Consider the following 19,385-nt stretch of genomic DNA (forward strand, 5'->3'; position numbering starts at 1 on the left):
AACAATATGCCTATTCGCTCTTCTCAACCTTTGTATATTCAGGCCTGTGGCTTTCACTCTGCCATGGGACAAGATGATGCGCTCATCCACCAGTGTTTATCAGGAGCGAAGCCATCCAACATGGTGGTTGACCAAGATATTTTAAATTCAGGCCGCCAAACAGTAATCGGTCGAATCGCACAGGCGTTACCGCAATTACCACCCGCACTCAGCCAGTTTGATACGAGAAACAACCGCCTCGCACTTTCGGCTTTGCAGCAAATCGAAGGCGACGTGCGTGACGCCATTGCTAAATATGGTCGTGACCGTATCGCGGTCGTGATCGGCACCAGCACATCTGGCATTTCAGATGGCGAAATCGCGTTTGGAGATAAGCTGGCAAACGGCGAGTTTCCTGCCGATTACCATTACACCAAACAAGAGCTTGGCAACTGCAGCGATTTTATTGCCGCCTACTTTGATTTGAGCGGCCCACATTACTCAGTTTCAACCGCCTGTTCTTCTAGTGGTCGTGTCTTTTTAACCGCGCAACGCCTGATTCGCTCGGGCATTGTTGATGCCGTCATTGTGGGTGGCGTGGATACCATTTGTCGCCTCACACTAAACGGCTTTAACGGTTTAGAAGCCCTATCCGATACTCTTTGTAAACCGTTTGACCAACATCGTAACGGCATCAATATCGGCGAAGCCGCAGCATTAATGTTGCTAAGCAAAACACCCGCGCCCGTTGCTCTTCTCGGAGCTGGCGATAGCTCAGACGCGCACCACATTTCCGCACCACATCCAGAAGGGTTAGGCGCAGAAGAAGCGATGAAGAAAGCGTTGGCCAATGCAGGACTAACAGCACAAGACATTGGTTACATCAACGCGCATGGCACAGCAACGCCGTTAAACGATGCGATGGAAAGCAAAGCCATTCACCGCTGCTTTGGTGACTCCGTCCCTGTGAGCTCTACAAAGCCACTTACCGGACACACATTAGGCGCTGCAAGTGCAACGGAAGCCGCGATCGCTTGGCATATTCTCAAGTACAACCTTGATTTGCCAATACAACACTGCGAAACCAAAGCAGACGATATCCATATATCGTTAGTTGAGACGCCAACCAAACTGGGTAACAAAGCGATTCTCAGCAACTCTTTTGCTTTTGGTGGCAATAATATTAGTCTTATTTTTGGTTACGCTCATGACTAAACTTCCTCCCATCGAACAACTTTTGCCACACGACAAACCAATGATTTTGGTCGATCGTGCCTTGGATGTTCAACAAGATACGATTCACTGCCAGGTTGATATCGCAGAACACAATCCGTTCTTCGACTCGGCCTCTCAAACTGTGCCAGCTTACGTTGGCATTGAGTTTATGGCGCAATCTGTCGCGGCGTGGTCTGGTTACCACGCATTAATGAAAGAACAAGCGCCACCGATTGGCTTTTTGCTTGGTAGCCGTCGATACACGTCTGAATGCGATACGTTTTCTCGCGGACAGGTGCTCGATGTGTATGCTGAAAAAGTTATGGAAGATAACGGTATGGCGGTTTTTTCAGCCCGTATTGAGCTACAAGGAACTGTTGTAGCGACTTGCCAATTGAACGTTTACGTTCCATCAGAAGAAAAATTACAAGAAATGAAAATCAGGAGTCAACAATGACCCGACAAGTCCTCGTTACAGGTGCCAGCAAAGGCATCGGTAAAGCCATTGCCGTTCAATTAGCCAAAGATGGTTTCCAAATCATCGTCCATTACATGGGCGATCAACAAGGCGCACAAAATACCCTAGACACCATCGAACAACATGGTGGTAGCTGTCGTCTTATCCAATTCGACATCAGTGATCGTGCAGATTGTCGTGAGAAGCTAGAAGCCGATATCGCCGAACACGGCGCTTACTATGGCGTCGTGAACAACGCTGGCATCACAAAAGATACCGCTTTCCCTGCGATGACCGAAGAAGAATGGGATGGTGTGATTCATACCAACTTAGACAGCTTCTACAACGTTCTTCACCCTTGTGTTATGCCAATGGTGCAAAAGCGCAAAGGCGGCCGAATTGTTACGCTTGCATCAGTCTCTGGCCTAATGGGGAATCGTGGTCAAACTAACTACAGCGCAGCGAAAGCGGGCGTAATTGGTGCAACAAAATCACTCGCGCTTGAACTGGCAAAACGCAAAATCACCGTCAACTGCGTTGCTCCAGGACTTATCGACACAGGCATGGTAGACGAACACGTGAAAGAACATGCGATGCCACAAATTCCTTTGCGCCGCATGGGAGAGCCAGAAGAAGTTGCTGGTTTAGTCAGTTACCTTATGTCTGACATCGCAGGCTATGTAACTCGCCAAGTCATTTCGGTAAACGGAGGCCTAGTATGAGCCGTCGAGTTGTTGTAACCGGAATGTCAGGCGTGACTGCGTTTGGTAACGATTGGCAATCTGTCGAACCAAAACTGCGTGACTGCCAGAACGCGACGCAATACATGCCTTCTTACGAACAGTATGATGGTTTGAACACCAAGCTCGCGGCACCAATTTTAGATTTTGAACTGCCAAAGCACTACAAGCGCAAGCAAGTACGCGGCATGGGGCGTGTTTCCAAATTGGCGACCGTCGCAACAGAAAACGCACTAAGCCAAGCAGGTTTGATTGGTAACGACGTACTCACCAATGGTCAAACGGGTATCGCATACGGCTCATCAACAGGCAGTACTGATGCAATCGGTGCATTTGGTGTCATGCTGAATGAGAAAACCACCAAAGCGATCACCGCAACGACTTACGTGCAAATGATGCCGCATACCACGGCAGTGAACGTTGGTCTATTTTTCGGTTTGAAAGGCCGAGTGATCCCAACCAGCAGTGCATGTACCTCTGGCAGCCAAGCAATCGGCTACGCCTACGAAGCGATCAAGCACGGCTACCAAACGGTCATGGTTGCTGGTGGCGCTGAAGAATTGTGCCCAACGGAATCCGCGGTCTTCGATACCCTTTTTGCCACCAGTCTGAAGAATGAAGACCCGAAAAGCACACCAAGACCTTATGACTCCGATCGCGATGGTTTGGTGATTGGTGAAGGTGCGGGAACGCTAGTTCTGGAAGAGTACGAACACGCCGTCGCTCGTGGCGCGAAAATCTATGCAGAAATCATCGGTTTTGCCAGCAACTGTGATGCCGCACACGTCACTCAACCACAGATGGAAACCATGCAAATCTGTATGGAAATGGCTTTGCAAAACGCGGGCATTCCTGCTGAGAAGATCGACTATGTATCTGCTCACGGCACTGCCACCGACCGCGGCGATATTGCGGAAAGCAACGCAACAGCGAATGCTCTGGGCAAAGTGCCAATCAGTTCACTCAAGAGCTACTTTGGCCACACACTAGGCGCCTGTGGCGCGATTGAAGCGTGGCTAGGTTTAGAAATGATGCACACAGGCTGGTTCAACCCAACGCTCAACCTAAAAAACCTCGACGAGCAATGTGGTGATTTAGACTACATCGCCGGACAAGGCCGAGAGCTGGACGTGAAATATTTGATGAGTAACAACTTCGCCTTTGGCGGCATCAACACCTCCATCATCTTTAAAAAGATGTAATGCCCTTAGTAAATGCAAAAGCGCTGGTTAACCAGCGCTTTTTTGTTGGTGGCTATCCAGATTGCTAGAAATTGCAATGGCTAGAATGCCATTCAAAAGTTGTAGATAGAGTGGCAATTACAGCCAAAAACCTAAAAACGACAAAGCCCCGACAACTCAAAGAGTTATCGAGGCTTTTGAATAAATGGCACGCCCTATTGGATTCGAACCAATGACCACATCCTTAGAAGGGACGTGCTCTATCCAGCTGAGCTAAGGGCGCGCTACAGGGACAGGATTATACGAGTTCAAACGGGTAAATCAACGGGTTTTCATAACATTCTGATCTGAATGCCTAAAAAAAGTCCATTAAAACGCTTAATGTTCAAAAACACCACAAAGCAAACGTTTGCGTATGGATGTTAATAAGAAATTCTGCGACAATGCGCCGTAGATAATCTGCCTTCTTAATTTATAAGGAAAGTCATGACTGCTCAAAATATAGACGGAACTCTCATTTCCCAAACTGTTCGATCCGAAGTGGCTGCACGTGTTAAAGCACGTGTTGAAGCTGGGCTACGTGCTCCTGGTTTAGCAGTGGTTCTAGTTGGTGAAGATCCTGCTTCTCAGGTTTATGTTGGTAGCAAACGCCGCGCATGTGAAGAAGTTGGGTTTGTTTCTAAGTCTTTTGACCTTCCTGCGTCTAGCTCAGAAGAAGAGTTACTAGCGCTGATTGATGAATTAAACAATGATGATGAAATTGACGGCATTCTAGTGCAATTACCCCTTCCTGCGGGCATAGACACAACACATGTTTTAGAGCGCATTCACCCAGAGAAGGACGTGGATGGCTTCCACCCTTATAACGTTGGCCGTCTTGCGCAACGTATTCCAAAGCTTCGCTCTTGCACGCCAAAGGGCATCATTACCCTACTCGACCGTTACAACATTGAGCTACGTGGTAAGCATGCGGTTGTGGTTGGCGCATCAAACATTGTTGGTCGTCCAATGACACTTGAGCTGCTGCTTGCGGGCTGCACAACAACAACATGTCACCGTTTTACCAAAGACCTAGAGAGTCATGTGCGTCAAGCTGACGTTGTCGTGGTTGCGGTTGGTAAACCTAACTTCATCCCTGGTGAGTGGATTAAAAAAGGCGCAGTGGTGGTCGATGTCGGTATTAACCGTCTTGATTCAGGCAAACTAGTTGGCGACGTGGAATACGACAAAGCACGTGAAAGTGCGAGCTTTATTACTCCTGTTCCTGGTGGCGTTGGCCCAATGACCGTCGCAAGTTTAATTGAGAACACGATGCTCGCTTGCGAACAGTTCCACACAGACAAATAACGTAAATTTCAGATACGAAAAAGGCTCCGCAAGGAGCCTTTTTGCTAATTGTTGATATCTATTTCAATTACAGACTTAAAATCACGCCCGCAATAGAAGCGCTCATTAAGTTCGCCATGACACCAGCGATAATCGCACGGAAACCATGCTTAGAAACAAATGCACGCTTTTCTGGTACCAAAGAGCCCAACCCACCAATCAGCATCGCCATGCTTGAGATATTTGCAAAGCCACACAAAGCAAACGTCACGATTGCTTGTGAGTGTTCACTAAGTTGAGACTTCACTTCTGCAAGCTGGATGAAAGCGACGAACTCATTCACCACAATCTTGTTACCAATCAGCGAGCCTGCTGTGGTTGCTTCTTGCCATGGTATACCCAACAACCAAGCGACTGGCGCAAACACAAAACCTAGGATGAGCTCAAAACTTAATGGTGTCCCAATCAGATCACCTATCCAGCCTAACATGCCGTTTAGCATTGCAATGACACTAATAAACGCCAGTAACGTACCACCGACCGATACAGCAATGCGTACACCCGCCATGGCACCATCGGCTAATGCTTCTACTACGTTGGTTGCACGTGGAATTTCAACTTGGCTAATGTCGATATCTGCTGCTTTATCCGTATCTTCTGGCATTAAAATTTTTGCCATCAACAAGCCGGCAGGTGCCGACATAAATGCAGCAGCAATAAGATAGTTGAGGTCGACACCCAGTGATGCGTAACCAACCAACGTTCCGCCAGCAACTGACGCTAAACCACCTGTCATAACTGCAAAGAACTGCGAGTCAGTCATGTGTTTTAGGTAAGGCTTTACCATTAATGGTGCTTCAATGGTGCCAACAAAGATATTCGCCGTAGCAGACAAAGACTCAGCACGACCGATACCCAGCAGCTTTTGAATACCACCACCGATAAAGTTAATGATTTTTGGCATCACACCAATGTGATAAAGACCTGAGATAAGAGAGGAGAAGAAAACGATGATACCCAGAACATTGATCGCAAAGGTGAAGCCCCCTGTCGCCAAATTACCGAATAAAAACGCAATGCCCTCTTGACCATAGTTGATCAAATTCGACACAACACTGCTCACTGAATTCAGCGCATCTCGTCCTGCTGGTACATATAAAACCAACAACGCAAACAGTACCTGCAAAGCAAACGCAAACGACACCGTTCTCAGCTTTATATTTTTTCTATTTGTAGAAAGTAGCCATGCTAGGAATAGTATGGCTACGATACCAATAATTGAGTTCATAAAATGAATCCGACAGAAGGGGGATATAGAAGGCACCGGATTGTATAGCGGACTCAAAATGCTGCAAGTTGAGGATGTTAACAGTGTGAAAAGTTTAAGCGACCAATAACTGACCAACAAAATAACCAATTGAATTTATTGAAGATAAACGTTTGCTTATTTTAATTGTTTCCATATGGAAAATATGTTTCTGATTCAGGAAAAATTTTTGTGAAGTGAATCACCTTATGTGTCGTTCTACAACGTCATTGATCCTGTTATTTAGGAATAGAGATGTAAGGCGCCAAACGTTGGTCCCAATGACAAGGGTTGCCGATCTTCTGTTTGATAAAGTTAATCACTGCGGATATTTTTTTTGGCATATGCTGGCGGCTTGGGTATACCGCATAAAACGGCATCGACTGGCTGGCTTTCCAATCAGGTAACAGCTGTATTAACTTACCCGTTCTGAACTCATCACCCAGCAAGTAAGTGGCAAGGTAGGCAATACCCCAACCTGCAATAGCCGCATCCCGAACGGCTTCTGCCAGATCTACTGAATAGTTACCCGAGACTTTTACGTTCAATTCTTGCTGATCTTTGGTAAACGCCCACCCCGTATAGTCACGCTCCCAGCTTCTGTATATGAGGCAGTTGTGAGCAGATAGGTCATCCGGTTCTGTTGGCGTGTCATGTTTCAATAAGTAATCTGGCGATGCCGCAACAACAAACTGGCAATCCGTCAAACGCTGCGCAATGTAACCTTCAGGCAAATGCTCGTTGTTGGTTACCCATAAATCGAGCCCTTCGGCTAACATATCGACCTTATAGTCAAACAGATGTACTTCCACTTGAAGTTGAGGATACAGTTCGCGTAACTCTTGAATCGCTGGAATAATGTGTAAGGTACCAAATGATTGCGACAACCCAAGACGTACCAAACCTGCCACTTCATCCCGCTGGGTTTCCATCTCTAATGTGGCGCTGCTCACCGCTTGTACCACTTGCTCACAGTGATGAAAAAAGGTTTTCCCTGCCTCAGTCGGCGTAAAGCTTCGCGTAGTGCGTTGAACAAGCTTGATACCAAGAGACGCTTCTAACTGACTCAACTGTTTACTCACATGAGACACCGACACGCCTAAGCTCTTTGCAGCAGCTGTGAAGCTTTTGTGTTTAAGAAGAGCGGAGAAAATCACCATTTGTGCGGCACGTTCAGATAACACGCTTTACCTCGATTTGGTTATAGAAAAAACAAAGGGCTCCGAAGAGCCCTTGTATTGAAGACTGAATGCCAAATTGTTTGATGGCAGATCAGTATTTAATGCGGTCAGCCAAGTGACTCACAGCAAGTGCGAAGTAGTAAGAGCGGTTCCACTTCATCAATACGTTGTAGTTATTGTAAACCAGATACGTACGACCATTCTCGTCGTCCGGCATGATCAACCATGCTTTGATGTCTTCATCCAGTTTTGGCAACGGGCTACCGTCATATTTTGTGATACCTAATTGGCTCCACTCTTGAAGGTATTTGCCTTTTTCAGCCGTGCGCCCTTCTAGGCTGCGATCAATATTTTTAGGAACCTTAACTTGGCGACCCCAAGTATATTTATCATCCCAACCAGACTTGCTCAAATAGTTAGCGGTTGATGCAAACACGTCCGCTTCAGATTGCCATATGTCTTTTTTACCATCACCGTTGCCGTCAGCAGCAAAACGAAGGAAAGAGCTTGGCATAAACTGGCATTGACCCATCGCACCAGCCCATGAGCCTTTAAAGTTCTCTAGCTCAATATGGCCTTGATCGAGGATCTGAAGTGCCGACATAGTCTCTTTACGGAAAAACTCTTCACGACGGCCTTCAAATGCCATTGTGGATAGTGCATCAATCACTTTAAAGTTGCCGGTAAACTTACCAAAGTTACTTTCAACTCCCCAAAGTGCCACAATAAAGCGCGGGTGGACACCGTACTCATCGCCTATACGCTTTAGCTCGGTGTAATGCTCTTTGTAGAGTTGTCTGGCTTGCTTCACCTTCCATTCAGGCACCGCGCGAGGAATGTACTCATCCAATGTCAGTTTCTTTTCTGGTTGGTTTCGGTCCGCTTTTACTGCTCGGGGCTTGTACTCAACATTAGCAAAAGCAGCACTAATGACCTGCTCTGAGATACCTTTATCACGAGCTTCAGCACGCAGCTTATTCAAGTATTCATCAAAACCCTCGCTACTTGCAAAAACCGAGGTACACATACCAACGCTAAGCATGGTAGCCAGTATCTTTTTCATATTGCCCTCCTTGAGCAAGGCAGAAATCCCAGATGAAAAACGATGACGTTATTCGCCTTTCTGCTGGGCTTTTTGTTCTTTGTACTTTTCTAATAGGTTCTCCGGCGGCGGTGGAACCTGAAGAAAGAAGCCATCATTTTGTAATGAAGCCTTCACTTTTTCGATATCAACTTGTGCCAATTTACGGCCATCAAGTTTAATCGTCATGACAGCGATAGGCTTACCGAACATCTGCATTAAGGTGTCAGGAACCTGTGAAAAGTCATCCTTTTTCGGAATATAGAGATAAGTACCTTCTTTTTTCGAGCTTTTATAAATAGAACAAAGCATGACACGCCTTTTATGCTGATTTAGCCGCGTTGAGTGCGGATTAGGTTGAAAACGTCAAATTCTCGCAAACTTAATAGCAAATTTGAGATTAATTCACCTATTTACCCACGAGAGAACTTGCTGCGTCAAAGGATGAAATATAACATGACATACCTAGTTTAAGGCAACGCTCTTTCAATAAAGGCAAGAAGTCCACGATGACCCATTCACCAGACCTTAAAGGTAGCAGTTTTACATTGTCAGTTTTACACCTTTCTGACAATGAGATCGCAAAGACTGTCGAATTTTTGCAAGAAAAAGTTTCTCAAGCACCTTCTTTTTTTGCATCCGCGCCTTTGGTAATCAATATAGCAAAAGTACAAGGCGACATTGATTTCCCTAAGCTTAAACAAGGCATCTCAGATGCTGGTTTTATTCCGGTCGGTGTAACGGGCTGTAAAGACAAGCGTGTACAAAACCTTGCTTCCGAAGCTGGCTTCGCCATTATGTCGGCGAGCAAATCGCCAAGCCAAGCACCTGCCAAAATGGCACCAACGAAAGTAGTTCGTACGCCTGTCCGCTCAGGACAACAGATCTACGCAAAAGATGGTGATTTGGTGGTGCTAGCGCACGTAAGTGCAGGTGCTGAAGTCATTGCTGACGGCTCTATTCATATCCATGGCACACTTCGAGGTCGTGCGATTGCAGGAGCAAGTGGTCAGCAGGAAGCGCGTATTATTTGCCACGATTTACAAGCAGAACTGGTATCCATTGCGGGTGACTACTGGTTAAGCGATCAAATTGAAAGCGAGTACTGGCAAAAGAAAGTAATGATCAGTAAAGCCGATGAATCATTACATTTAGAAGTTCTCGCGATTTAATCTAAAAAGGAAAAAAAATGGCACGCATTATTGTAGTAACGTCTGGTAAAGGTGGCGTTGGTAAAACCACTTCAAGCGCAGCCATCGCCTCTGGTCTAGCTCTTAAGGGAAAAAAGACCGCGGTGATCGATTTTGACATCGGTTTGCGTAACCTCGATCTAATCATGGGCTGTGAGCGCCGCGTCGTGTATGACTTTGTGAACGTCATTAACGGCGAAGCGACATTAAACCAAGCGCTGATCAAAGATAAGCGCACGGACAACCTATTTATTCTTCCTGCTTCTCAAACTCGTGATAAAGACGCACTGACAAAAGATGGTGTTCAGCGCGTATTCGGCGAACTTGATGAAATGGGCTTTGATTTCATTATTTGTGATTCACCAGCAGGTATCGAGCAAGGCGCGTTAATGGCCTTGTACTATGCCGATGAAGCCATTGTCACAACGAACCCAGAAGTCTCTTCTGTACGTGACTCTGACCGCATTCTCGGTATTTTAGATTCTAAGTCACTGCGTGCAGAGCAAGGGCTAGAGCCAGTAAAACAGCACCTGTTACTGACTCGCTACAACCCATCTCGCGTCACTCAAGGCGAAATGCTAAGCGTTGAAGACGTAGAGGAGATCTTACATATTCCACTACTGGGCGTGATTCCAGAAAGCCAAGCCGTGCTTAACGCGTCAAACAAAGGTGTGCCAGTCACTTTTGACGATAACACCGATGCGGGTATGGCTTATTCTGACACCGTTGATCGCTTATTAGGCAATCAGGTTGAATTTCGTTTCCTTACTGAGGAGAAGAAAGGACTCTTTAAACGACTCTTTGGAGGCTAGACATGTCATTATTAGAATTTTTCCGTCCACAGAAGAAAACTTCTGCGAATCTAGCTAAAGAGCGTTTGCAAATCATTGTCGCAGAGCGCCGCAGCCAAAATGATCCTGCGCCGTCTTACTTGCCTCAATTAAAAGAAGACATCTTGAAGGTGATCAGCAAGTACGTGGCAATTGATCCAAATATGGTTGACTTAACATTTGAGCACAAAGACGACGATATCTCAGTTCTTGAGCTGAATGTGAAGCTACCAGACGAAGAAAAGTAATCAGTTTCTCTCGCCAGACGAATGCTCTAATTAGAACGAAAAAGGTTGGCATCGAGGCCAACCTTTTTCATCTTTCATTACTTTAATGCTTTATTCATCTTGTCGCCGAGTAAATCCAAACGCCACCCTTGCATCAAATCAGGCAATACTTCTGGGTCACGATCTTTTTTCCAAACCCAACTGATCAACTGATTGATCTGCTTTTTAGAGGCAAGGAACTCCGTGGCTAAACCTGACTTCTGCGAAGCCGATTTCACCAAGTCTTTCATATTTTTGAAGACCTGCTTGTAACCCGGATAGTCCATTAAACGCTCAATTTTCGCAGGATACTCTTCAGAAGGTGTTTGCTTCGCTTGCTTAACAATCGCGGCAATCTTCGCGCCATGGCGGTTAATCGCTCGGATATCAATATCTTCTGCTTCCATCTTCTTAAAGTTCGTTAAACCAAGACGAGCGACCGTTAATAGATCACCTTCTTTGAAGATAAAGTTCAGCGCTAAATCTCGTTTGATTGCTTCACGATAACGCCACGTCGCCAATGGCTTTAAAATAGCCAGCTCAGAAGGTTTTAATTGCCAAGCGCCCTTAATATCAAGGTAGGCATTCTCTTCATTGGTTACGCGAATACGTTTCGAAACGAGTAAATCACTTTCTTGCTGTACAGCTTCCCACCAACCTGCTTGCATCACCTTATCGAACAGCTTTTCGTATAACGGTAACAAGTAATGAACATCTGCGGCAGCATAATCTAATTGCTTTTGTGTCAGTGGACGAGCCATCCAGTCGGTACGTGATTCACTTTTGTCGAGCTCTACGCCTAAATATTCTTCCACCAGCGATGCGAAGCCTGTCGATAGGCCGTGACCGAGAAAAGCGGCCATCAGCTGCGTATCCACCATAGGGAATGGTGTACAACCAAAAGCGTTTTGGAAAACTTCTAAATCTTCACCACATGCGTGCAGCACTTTTAGCACAGAAGTATCTTTTAATAGCGCTACAAACGGCGTCATATCCGTTAATTCAGTCGGATCAATCAGCGAGAGGCGATTACCATCGAAAAGCTGAATCAGACCTAACTGCGGGTAGAAAGTGCGAATACGAACGAATTCGGTATCCAGCATCACTACGTCTGCCTCTCGGGCATGAGTGCAAACCTCTTCTAGGTCTTTGTTTTTAGTAATAATTTGATAGTTCACATACTTCTCGCTATAAAAATGCCAGCAAAACGCTGGCATTCTATCATTTTTTAAATCTCTCGACTCGACGAAATCGGCTTATGCGCTTTTCTTCGCAAGTTCAGCGTCATTCTCTTCGCGTAAAACACGACGCAAGATCTTACCGACATTGGTTTTAGGTAAGTCTTCGCGGAACTCAACCAACTTCGGAACTTTGTAGCCAGTTAAGTGTTCTCGACAATGCGCGATCACTTCGTCTTTGGTCAAGCTCGGATCACGTTTCACGACATAAATCTTCACTAATTCACCAGACACTTCATGCGGCTGACCAATAGCAGCAACTTCAAGTACTTTGCCGTGTAGTGCTACAACGTCTTCAATTTCGTTCGGGTAAACATTAAAGCCTGATACTAAGATCATGTCTTTCTTACGGTCAACGATATGCAGGAAGCCTTCGTCATCGAACTTAACGATGTCGCCAGTTGATAGCCAGCCGTCTTCGTTAATCGTATCTTTCGTTGCTTCAGGTCGTTGCCAGTAACCTTGCATAACCTGAGGACCACGAACTTGAAGTTCACCAGTTTCAGTATTCGCAAGAGCGTTGCCTTCTTCGTCCACGATACGAACTTCTGTTGATGGTACCGGCAGACCAATAGAGCCATTGTATTCAACAAGATCATGCGGATATGCCGCCACCAACGGAGAACACTCTGTTAGACCGTAACCTTCGAGCAAATAGCAACCCGTGGTCTTTTGCCATCTTTCTGCCACTGAGCGCTGCACTGCCATGCCGCCGCCAACGGCTAAACGTAGATTACTGAAATCCAACTCGTGGAAATCTTCATTATTGACCAATGCATTAAATAAGGTATTCACGCCCGTAATCGCAGTAAACGGATGCTTTTGTAGCTCTTTCACGAACCCTGGAATATCTCTAGGGTTGGTAATAAGTAAGTTACGACCACCCATTTCAACAAACAGCAGACAGTTTACGGTAAGAGCAAATACGTGATACAGCGGTAATGCTGTCACGACTAATTCACGCCCCGGAGATAAAACCGGTCCGTACGCGCCTTTTGCCTGTAGAACGTTCGCAATCATGTTGCGGTGAGTCAGAATCGCGCCTTTCGCGACACCTGTCGTCCCCCCCGTATATTGCAGGAATGCAATGTCATCCCCAGACATAAACGGTTTAACGTATTGTAGACGACGACCTTTACGTAGAGCCTGACGCATTGAGATTGCACCAGGTAAATCGTACTTAGGCACCATGCCCTTAACGTACTTCACGACAAAATCGACAATCGTACCTTTCGCTCGTGGCAGCATTTGACCAAGACTGGTTAACACTACGTGTTTGACTGGTGTTTTATCGACGATTTGTTCTAGCGTATTCGCAAAGTTAGACACAATCACAATCGTCGTCGCACCTGAGTCATTCAATTGGTGTTCAAGTTCACGAGGAGTGTAAAGTGGGTTAACGTTTACGGCGATACAACCTGCACGCAAAATACCAAACAACGCCACTGGGTATTGCAGTAGGTTTGGCATCATCAGAGCAACACGGTCACCCTTTTGCAGTTTTAACTCGTTTTGCAGATACGCTGCGAATGCGCGACTACGCTCTTCCAATTTACGGAAGGTCATAACCGAGCCCATGTTCATGAATGCTGGTTGGTCTGCATATTTTTGTACAGACTGTTCAAACATTTCTACCAAAGACTCATATTGCTCTGGATTAATGGTTTCAGGTACGTCACTTGGATAACGTGAAAGCCATGGTTTATCCACGATGTTACTCCTCGTTTATAACTGGCTAAAAAATAGCGTCCTTTTTATTTTGAAAGCTATTACAGCACAGCGAACGTGCTTGAGCACGCAACTCTCAAACACTTGTTTAAATTTTGTTAACTACACCAAGAATTCGCGTTGCGACCTCGAGTATTTGCTCTAAATGACAGTGATGACCACCCTTGACAGAAACCACTTGCGGTGGGTTCTCTCCCCAATCAGCTTGGTTAGATGGTAAATTCTGAAATCCTTGATCGCCTAATACAATCAAATGAGGACAACGTATTTGGCTGGTAATCGAGTTAGCATGCGCTTGCGCCATTCGGTAAAGCGACGCACATTTTAACTTGGCGTCATGCCGCCAATACCATTTATCTCCTCGCTGCTCTGTTCCACGCTCTACTATCGGTAGAAGCTGCTCAGCGGTTAATTGGTTGGCTTGCATGCGTAATTTTAACGCCAGATCGAAGGAGGCAATGGCTCGCTCTGGCTTGTTTTGCTGTCTTATTCGACTTAAAACGCCATCGCGAAGACGAGGCAAACTGTTAGTAGGATCCTCATGAAGAGGTCCTGCTCCCTCAATTTGCACAAGAGCTTCGACCTGCTCTGGAAACGCTGCACTATAGCAACTTGCGATTAAAGCACCAAGTGAATGCCCTACTAATATCAGTCTGTTTGGTGATAATTCGTCCAAAAACTGATACAAATCGGCAATATAGTCGTGAAAGGGGTAATAATTATCGTGAGATTTATGACTCGATAAACCGTGACCAAAATGATCGATGGCTAGGAGGTGTAAGTGAGGATTAAGTTGATTCAACTGCTCCATGAGCGCTTTAAAGCTGCCCGCATTATCTAACCACCCATGAAGAAAAACGACTGACAAGTCAGCCGTTTTCTCGTTCCCTATCTCAAGGGCTGCCATTTTGCCGGCAGGAAGCTCGAATTGACGCTCATGCATCGCAGATTATTTGACCTGTTTTATCACTTTACCGTCTTGTGGGAAATCATTACGCCACATGCGGCAGTTAATCGAGTAACATGGGTAAAAGTAGGTTGGCGAGTCATACATGCGTACACGTTCTTCAATTTTCCATAAACGGTACCCTTCCCCCTTTATTACCGGGAAGATGTAACCGTGCTCACCGATCTTTCCTTCTTCTTCCCCTGCTCCTTTGCCTACAACCGTCACCAAACGGCCTTCACTAAAGGCGACAGGCTCTAAATAGCCATCAAAATAGGCGACAAAACGCCCCGTAGGCTCTTCATCGATATCAGGTTTACCAGACTTACTGATAGGAAGGTTTACAATCTCTAGACGCGTTTTATCTTTAAAGTTATCCACTTTAGCGATGATTCCACCAAGGCGAACATCTTCACTCACTTGCCCCTGAGACTCAGCAAAAGCTTTATAGTCTGTAACGACCAATTCTGTGCTTGCATTTAGCTCCTCAGGCAACGAGCTACACGCAGACAAACCAACCGTAGCAAATAATGCGAGAAAAAACCGTCCAAAAACCTTCATAAACCACCTTTCAATATTAGTAACCCCAAGCTGGGGAGATCTCACACGTAAATATCGACACCAAGTAATTGAGCCAGTTCCTCTTTTTTAGCTCGATTCATGACATCCATGTACTGCTCCATTGCTTTACGTGCGCCCCCTTCAGGAAGGTCATATTGCACTTGAGCTCGGTGAATTTGGGACTCATCCACGTGTTTTATGGAGTGCGCCACGGCGTTAGCAACCTTTGAAGGCTGACCTACAGGCTGCTTTGTTTGTGATTTATTTACCGGCTTCTTTTGACTGGCTTTATTAGTGCGATTTGCACCGGGAATCAAAGAAGGAGGCAAGCCATTAATCGACGCCATAGCACTCCATAAAAATACAGGGCAAACGCCCTGCTTTTTGTCAGGTTAATGAAAAACGGACTATTCGCGACCAGGAAGTTTTTTCCATGTCACATTATCACGTAAATAAACAGGGCTCGAATCTTCGACCGGCACGGTATTACCCTTTTTAAATTCTTGTTCAGCAAGAATCACAATGTCTTGTGAATCAGGGTACAGAACGTCACCATGCGTCAAATTAAACGGTAGGTCTGCTAATACTTCTTGGTAAGCATCCCAACCAGTACCTGCTGTCGTCCACGTTTTGTCGTCTGCTTGTGCTTCTTCAACGAGACGTGCTGGTGGAATTACGCACTCTGCATCCATCTCTGCCCACTCACCGTTTGCTTGGCGAGTGTAACGTGCCCAGTAAACTTCACCCATACGTGCGTCAATGGCCACAGCGACATCGGTCACACCATGTAAGCGATAGCTACCTTGAGCCATTGCAGCCAGCGTTGAAACGCCGATCATAGGTAAGTCAGCACCGAACGCCAAACCTTGTGCGATACCAATACCGATACGAACGCCAGTAAAGCTACCTGGACCACGTCCAAACGCTAACGCATCCAGCTCTTGTAGAGTCAGGCCAGCTTCTTTGAGTACTTCATCAACCATTGGCAGTACTTTTTTGGTGTGATCGCGTGGTGCAACCGCGCTACGTGAAATCACTTGATCATTAGCCAACAACGCAACTGAACAGTTTTCAGTCGCTGTATCGATAGCAAGAATTTTTGCGCTCATTTAACTCTCTACAACTTTCATTTATTGGGTTATGCCTCAGCACTTGCGTCTGTGACAGATTGTTCTGCTTTCAGGAATGCTTTGATTCCATCTAAGTCTCGCGTCCTTGGGATAGGTGGTAGGCTTCCGAGGAAAATACCACCATAGTCTCGCGTGACGAGGCGATTATCACAAATGATCAACGCACCGTGATCCTTCTGATCTCGAATTAATCGCCCTACTCCCTGCTTTAACGTAATCACTGCATCCGGGATTTGTACTTCAGCAAATGGTTCACCGCCACGTAATCGACAATCCTCGATACGGGCTTTGAGTAACGGATCGTCAGGGGCGGTAAACGGTAATTTGTCGATAATAACACAGCTCAGCGCATCACCTCTAACATCAATCCCTTCCCAGAAAGCGCCCGTCGCCACGAGTAAAGCGTTACCCAGTTCCATAAACTCCGCCAAGGTTTTCTGCTTACTCATCTCCCCTTGCATTAACACAGGCAGCTCAAGTACTTCTCGGAACTTCTCACCTAGTTCACGCATCATGCTGTGCGAGGTACATAAAAAGAAGCAGCGACCATCATTTTCTTCAATCACCGGAGCAAGCATTCGGACTAACTTATCCGCTAAGCCGTTACTGTTTGGCTCTGGCAAATACCTTGGCACACAAAGGCGCGCTTGCTTTTGATAATCAAAGGGGGACGGCAGAGAAAATTGCTTTGTAGGCTTGAGGCCAAGGCGCTCAGTAAAGTGCTTGAAATCGCCCGATACGGCTAGGGTTGCTGACGTGAAAATCCAAGCGCCTTGTTTAATCTCTATTTGCTCATGGAACTTGTCCGCGACAGAAAGAGGCGTAATGTGCAGAGCGAAATGACGAGGCGAGGTATCGTACCAGTATGAGTAACCGGTAATATCGACATCACATACCCGGTCGATACGGCCTTTGATCAAATTGGCTCGTTCAAAAGCGGTATCCAGTAATTGACTGCGCCCTAAAGCTATTTTGAGTACATCAATCGCCAATTCGAGGCTGTCAGTTAAGCGCAATAATTCTCGCTTAATAGAACCTGATTGCAACGCCTCACGCCAGTTGCCACGAAAGCCTGGCTCACCCAATACAATCCGCATGTCCATTGCGCTTTGCATGAGTTTGTCGCCCACTTTTTGCAATTGACGCATATCTTTGGCTTCGGTGCGGTAGGCTATTTCAATGTCTTTGGCAAGATCGTGAATTTGGCGGCTTGAAACTGACTGGCCGAAATATTCGCTCGCAATATCTGGCAACTGATGAGCTTCATCAAAAACAAACACATCGGCTTCTGGAATCAGTTCACCGAATCCTGTTTCTTTGATCGCTAAATCAGCAAGAAACAAGTGATGGTTCACTACAACAATGTCGGAATCCATGGCTCGCTTACGCGCTTTCAATACAAAGCAATCGGTGTAGCTCGGACACTCTTTACCTAAACAGTTATCATTGGTTGAGGTGATGGTCGGAATGATCATGCTGTCTTCTGGCAGATCATCACAATCACCAAGGTCACCTGTTTTGGTTTCTGATGACCAAGCACGCACTTTAACCAGTTGAGTTAATAACGTCGGGTCAGATTCATTAGTGTGGCTTTCGACCATTTGGCGGCTCAAACGATCCAAACACAGATAATTAGAACGCCCTTTTAATAATGCCACTTGACCATAAAAACCAAGCGCATTGACCATGAGCGGTAAGTCCCGATGGTACAACTGCTCTTGCAAGTTTTTCGAGCCTGTACTGATAATCACTTTTTTACCGCTCAACAGCGCAGGGACTAGGTATGCGAAGGTCTTACCGGTTCCGGTTCCTGCCTCCACCACCAACTGGGTTTGATCTTTGATCGCACTGCTGACGGCTTCCGCCATATCGATTTGTGGCTGACGAGCTTGAAAGCCAGGAATGGCCTTACCTAACGCGCCATCAGAGGAAAAAGTTTTTGCGATCATGCTTGGTATTGAGTTTGAAAAATTATCGAGAGTATATCAGAGGAATAGGAGTGACATCAGCCCACAATCTGACCAGCTTGCGGCGACACAAGGATATTTTGTTGAAACCAACGTAAGAATAGATTATTTATGGTGAAACATGGCAGTACAGTTACACCCGCCAGGGAATAATAACAAATTCGTACGCTAAAATATTAATGCATGGAAGTACCTGATTTATGGAAAAGAAAACACTGTTGACCCACTGTTCTGACGCCCCGGGTCTCATCTCGAAAATTACTAATATCTGTTACAAGCACCAACTCAACATCGTTCACAATAACGAATTTGTTGATAATACCAGTGGCCACTTTTTCATGAGAACGGAGTTGGAGGGGTACTTCAACGATCAAACGTTTCTTGCCGACTTGGACCAAGCTCTCCCGCAAGGTGCTAAGCGTAAATTGGTTGGCTCTCGCCGTAAGCGCATCGTCATTCTCGTCACAAAAGAAGCGCATTGTTTAGGCGATATTCTGATGAAAACCTACGATGGAAGCCTAGATGTTGAGATCGCCGCTGTGGTGGGGAATTACGACAAACTGCAAACTCTCACTGAACGCTTCGACATTCCTTACCACCATGTGACCCATGAAAACCTTAGCCGTGAAGAACACGAGCAGAAGATGCTAGAAGTGATCGATCAATACGATGCTGACTTTTTGGTGCTAGCTAAATACATGCGCGTATTAACGCCGACGTTTGTTGAGAAATATCACCACAAAATCATTAATATTCATCACAGCTTCTTACCTGCTTTTATTGGCGCGAAGCCATATCAACAAGCTTACGATCGCGGTGTGAAAATCATCGGTGCAACAGCACACTTCGTGACTAATGATTTAGATGAAGGGCCGATCATCAAGCAAGACGTAATTCCTGTCGACCATACATTCAATGCCCAAGATATGGCGCAAGCGGGACGCGATGTAGAGAAGAACGTATTGAGTAAGGCTTTGAATAAAGTGATCAATGACCACGTCTTTGTTTATGGGAATAAGACAGTGATCCTGTAATCCCTCCGTACTAGTTACAACGATAGTGA

At 45.9% G+C, this 19,385-nt stretch carries 20 protein-coding genes and 1 tRNA gene; 9 read left to right on the forward strand and 12 right to left on the reverse strand.

The annotated features are described in order from the left end of the window. Positions 1-6: 6 nt before the first annotated feature. From R7E51_RS10650 to R7E51_RS10665, 4 genes are read left to right on the forward strand one after another with little or no spacing between them, the layout of a single operon-like run. Positions 7-1,194 (forward strand): beta-ketoacyl-[acyl-carrier-protein] synthase family protein, encoded by a 1,188-nt coding sequence (locus tag R7E51_RS10650; RefSeq protein ID WP_017819938.1) that lies wholly within the window; start codon positions 7-9, stop codon positions 1,192-1,194. Next, on the forward strand, positions 1,187-1,651 hold the full coding sequence (locus R7E51_RS10655) for a hotdog family protein (protein WP_017634799.1): 465 nt from the start codon (positions 1,187-1,189) through the stop codon (positions 1,649-1,651). The genes R7E51_RS10650 and R7E51_RS10655 overlap by 8 nt, the downstream gene beginning before the upstream one ends. Beyond that, entirely contained in the window at positions 1,648-2,373 is a 726-nt protein-coding gene (gene fabG, locus R7E51_RS10660; RefSeq protein ID WP_017819939.1) for a 3-oxoacyl-ACP reductase FabG, read from the forward strand. Before R7E51_RS10655 ends, fabG begins: the two co-directional genes overlap by 4 nt. Continuing rightward, on the forward strand, positions 2,370-3,593 hold the full coding sequence (locus tag R7E51_RS10665) for a beta-ketoacyl-ACP synthase (RefSeq protein ID WP_005382295.1): 1,224 nt from the start codon (positions 2,370-2,372) through the stop codon (positions 3,591-3,593). Before fabG ends, R7E51_RS10665 begins: the two co-directional genes overlap by 4 nt. Positions 3,594-3,778: 185 nt before the next feature. Here R7E51_RS10665 and R7E51_RS10670 read toward each other — a convergent pair. Further along, a tRNA-Arg gene (locus R7E51_RS10670) sits at positions 3,779-3,855 on the reverse strand. A gap of 203 nt (positions 3,856-4,058) precedes the next feature. Here R7E51_RS10670 and folD point away from each other — a divergent pair. Then, positions 4,059-4,919 (forward strand): bifunctional methylenetetrahydrofolate dehydrogenase/methenyltetrahydrofolate cyclohydrolase FolD, encoded by an 861-nt coding sequence (gene folD / locus R7E51_RS10675; protein ID WP_005382297.1) that lies wholly within the window; start codon positions 4,059-4,061, stop codon positions 4,917-4,919. A gap of 67 nt (positions 4,920-4,986) precedes the next feature. On the opposite strand, the gene R7E51_RS10680 is transcribed toward folD, so the two are convergent. From R7E51_RS10680 to R7E51_RS10695, 4 genes are all read right to left on the reverse strand, one after another. After that, positions 4,987-6,186, reverse strand: a complete 1,200-nt coding sequence (locus R7E51_RS10680) for a NupC/NupG family nucleoside CNT transporter (protein ID WP_005382298.1) — start codon at positions 6,184-6,186, stop codon at positions 4,987-4,989. A gap of 257 nt (positions 6,187-6,443) precedes the next feature. Further along, positions 6,444-7,388, reverse strand: a complete 945-nt coding sequence (locus R7E51_RS10685; RefSeq protein ID WP_017634801.1) for a LysR family transcriptional regulator — start codon at positions 7,386-7,388, stop codon at positions 6,444-6,446. A gap of 88 nt (positions 7,389-7,476) precedes the next feature. Beyond that, entirely contained in the window at positions 7,477-8,448 is a 972-nt protein-coding gene (locus tag R7E51_RS10690) for a lytic murein transglycosylase (RefSeq protein ID WP_033906907.1), read from the reverse strand. A gap of 48 nt (positions 8,449-8,496) precedes the next feature. After that, positions 8,497-8,778: a YcgL domain-containing protein gene (locus tag R7E51_RS10695; RefSeq protein WP_005382303.1), complete on the reverse strand. Its 282-nt coding sequence runs from the start codon at positions 8,776-8,778 to the stop codon at positions 8,497-8,499. A 197-nt stretch (positions 8,779-8,975) separates the two neighbouring features. Between R7E51_RS10695 and minC the strand changes: the two genes are divergently transcribed. From minC to minE, 3 genes are read left to right on the forward strand one after another with little or no spacing between them, the layout of a single operon-like run. After that, on the forward strand, positions 8,976-9,638 hold the full coding sequence (minC, locus tag R7E51_RS10700; RefSeq protein WP_005382304.1) for a septum site-determining protein MinC: 663 nt from the start codon (positions 8,976-8,978) through the stop codon (positions 9,636-9,638). Between the two features lie 17 nt (positions 9,639-9,655). Further along, positions 9,656-10,468 carry a septum site-determining protein MinD gene (gene minD, locus R7E51_RS10705; RefSeq protein ID WP_005388331.1) on the forward strand — a complete coding sequence of 271 codons (813 nt, stop codon included), beginning with the start codon at positions 9,656-9,658 and terminating at the stop codon, positions 10,466-10,468. A gap of 2 nt (positions 10,469-10,470) precedes the next feature. Beyond that, positions 10,471-10,734 (forward strand): cell division topological specificity factor MinE, encoded by a 264-nt coding sequence (gene minE, locus R7E51_RS10710; protein WP_005388332.1) that lies wholly within the window; start codon positions 10,471-10,473, stop codon positions 10,732-10,734. A 77-nt stretch (positions 10,735-10,811) separates the two neighbouring features. Here the strand turns inward: minE and rnd are convergent, their stop codons facing one another. The 7 genes from rnd to R7E51_RS10745 all read right to left on the reverse strand — a co-directional run bounded on the left by rnd (position 10,812) and on the right by R7E51_RS10745 (position 18,304). Beyond that, positions 10,812-11,930, reverse strand: coding sequence for a ribonuclease D (gene rnd / locus R7E51_RS10715; RefSeq protein WP_206958169.1), 1,119 nt, complete (start codon positions 11,928-11,930; stop codon positions 10,812-10,814). A gap of 78 nt (positions 11,931-12,008) precedes the next feature. Continuing rightward, positions 12,009-13,700 (reverse strand): long-chain-fatty-acid--CoA ligase FadD, encoded by a 1,692-nt coding sequence (gene fadD, locus R7E51_RS10720; RefSeq protein WP_005382216.1) that lies wholly within the window; start codon positions 13,698-13,700, stop codon positions 12,009-12,011. Positions 13,701-13,806: 106 nt separating this feature from the next. Beyond that, positions 13,807-14,661, reverse strand: a complete 855-nt coding sequence (locus tag R7E51_RS10725) for an alpha/beta fold hydrolase (RefSeq protein WP_005382215.1) — start codon at positions 14,659-14,661, stop codon at positions 13,807-13,809. Positions 14,662-14,667: 6 nt separating this feature from the next. Further along, complete coding sequence (locus R7E51_RS10730) at positions 14,668-15,225, reverse strand: Slp family lipoprotein (RefSeq protein ID WP_005382214.1); 558 nt, start codon at positions 15,223-15,225, stop codon at positions 14,668-14,670. Positions 15,226-15,266: 41 nt separating this feature from the next. Further along, the gene (locus R7E51_RS10735) at positions 15,267-15,572 is read right to left on the reverse strand and encodes a hypothetical protein (RefSeq protein ID WP_005382213.1); all 306 of its coding nucleotides are present in this window, start codon (positions 15,570-15,572) and stop codon (positions 15,267-15,269) included. Positions 15,573-15,632: 60 nt separating this feature from the next. After that, positions 15,633-16,334 carry a tRNA (adenosine(37)-N6)-threonylcarbamoyltransferase complex dimerization subunit type 1 TsaB gene (tsaB, locus tag R7E51_RS10740; RefSeq protein ID WP_033906910.1) on the reverse strand — a complete coding sequence of 234 codons (702 nt, stop codon included), beginning with the start codon at positions 16,332-16,334 and terminating at the stop codon, positions 15,633-15,635. Positions 16,335-16,363: 29 nt separating this feature from the next. Further along, entirely contained in the window at positions 16,364-18,304 is a 1,941-nt protein-coding gene (locus R7E51_RS10745) for an ATP-dependent DNA helicase (RefSeq protein ID WP_053303287.1), read from the reverse strand. 218 nt (positions 18,305-18,522) lie between these two features. On the opposite strand from R7E51_RS10745, the gene purU reads away from it, so the two are divergent. Beyond that, a complete protein-coding gene (purU, locus tag R7E51_RS10750; RefSeq protein WP_005382206.1) occupies positions 18,523-19,356 on the forward strand; it encodes a formyltetrahydrofolate deformylase in 834 nt (277 codons plus the stop codon). The last annotated feature ends 29 nt before the right edge of the window (positions 19,357-19,385 follow it).

The sequence above is a fragment of the Vibrio sp. Vb1166 genome (assembly GCF_033338695.1).
GTDB lineage: Bacteria > Pseudomonadota > Gammaproteobacteria > Enterobacterales > Vibrionaceae > Vibrio > Vibrio alginolyticus.

Coding starts and splice junctions, on each gene's coding strand:
- tsaB (WP_033906910.1), bottom strand. CDS start 16,334: ATGAGCGCAAAAATTCTTGCTATCGATACAGCGACTGAAAACTGTTCA.
- R7E51_RS10665 (WP_005382295.1), top strand. CDS start 2,370: ATGAGCCGTCGAGTTGTTGTAACCGGAATGTCAGGCGTGACTGCGTTT.
- R7E51_RS10680 (WP_005382298.1), bottom strand. CDS start 6,186: ATGAACTCAATTATTGGTATCGTAGCCATACTATTCCTAGCATGGCTA.
- minC (WP_005382304.1), top strand. CDS start 8,976: ATGACCCATTCACCAGACCTTAAAGGTAGCAGTTTTACATTGTCAGTT.
- minD (WP_005388331.1), top strand. CDS start 9,656: ATGGCACGCATTATTGTAGTAACGTCTGGTAAAGGTGGCGTTGGTAAA.
- purU (WP_005382206.1), top strand. CDS start 18,523: ATGGAAAAGAAAACACTGTTGACCCACTGTTCTGACGCCCCGGGTCTC.
- R7E51_RS10695 (WP_005382303.1), bottom strand. CDS start 8,778: ATGCTTTGTTCTATTTATAAAAGCTCGAAAAAAGAAGGTACTTATCTC.
- R7E51_RS10650 (WP_017819938.1), top strand. CDS start 7: ATGCCTATTCGCTCTTCTCAACCTTTGTATATTCAGGCCTGTGGCTTT.
- R7E51_RS10730 (WP_005382214.1), bottom strand. CDS start 15,225: ATGAAGGTTTTTGGACGGTTTTTTCTCGCATTATTTGCTACGGTTGGT.
- R7E51_RS10735 (WP_005382213.1), bottom strand. CDS start 15,572: ATGGCGTCGATTAATGGCTTGCCTCCTTCTTTGATTCCCGGTGCAAAT.
- folD (WP_005382297.1), top strand. CDS start 4,059: ATGACTGCTCAAAATATAGACGGAACTCTCATTTCCCAAACTGTTCGA.
- R7E51_RS10725 (WP_005382215.1), bottom strand. CDS start 14,661: ATGCATGAGCGTCAATTCGAGCTTCCTGCCGGCAAAATGGCAGCCCTT.
- R7E51_RS10690 (WP_033906907.1), bottom strand. CDS start 8,448: ATGAAAAAGATACTGGCTACCATGCTTAGCGTTGGTATGTGTACCTCG.
- fabG (WP_017819939.1), top strand. CDS start 1,648: ATGACCCGACAAGTCCTCGTTACAGGTGCCAGCAAAGGCATCGGTAAA.
- R7E51_RS10745 (WP_053303287.1), bottom strand. CDS start 18,304: ATGATCGCAAAAACTTTTTCCTCTGATGGCGCGTTAGGTAAGGCCATT.
- minE (WP_005388332.1), top strand. CDS start 10,471: ATGTCATTATTAGAATTTTTCCGTCCACAGAAGAAAACTTCTGCGAAT.
- R7E51_RS10655 (WP_017634799.1), top strand. CDS start 1,187: ATGACTAAACTTCCTCCCATCGAACAACTTTTGCCACACGACAAACCA.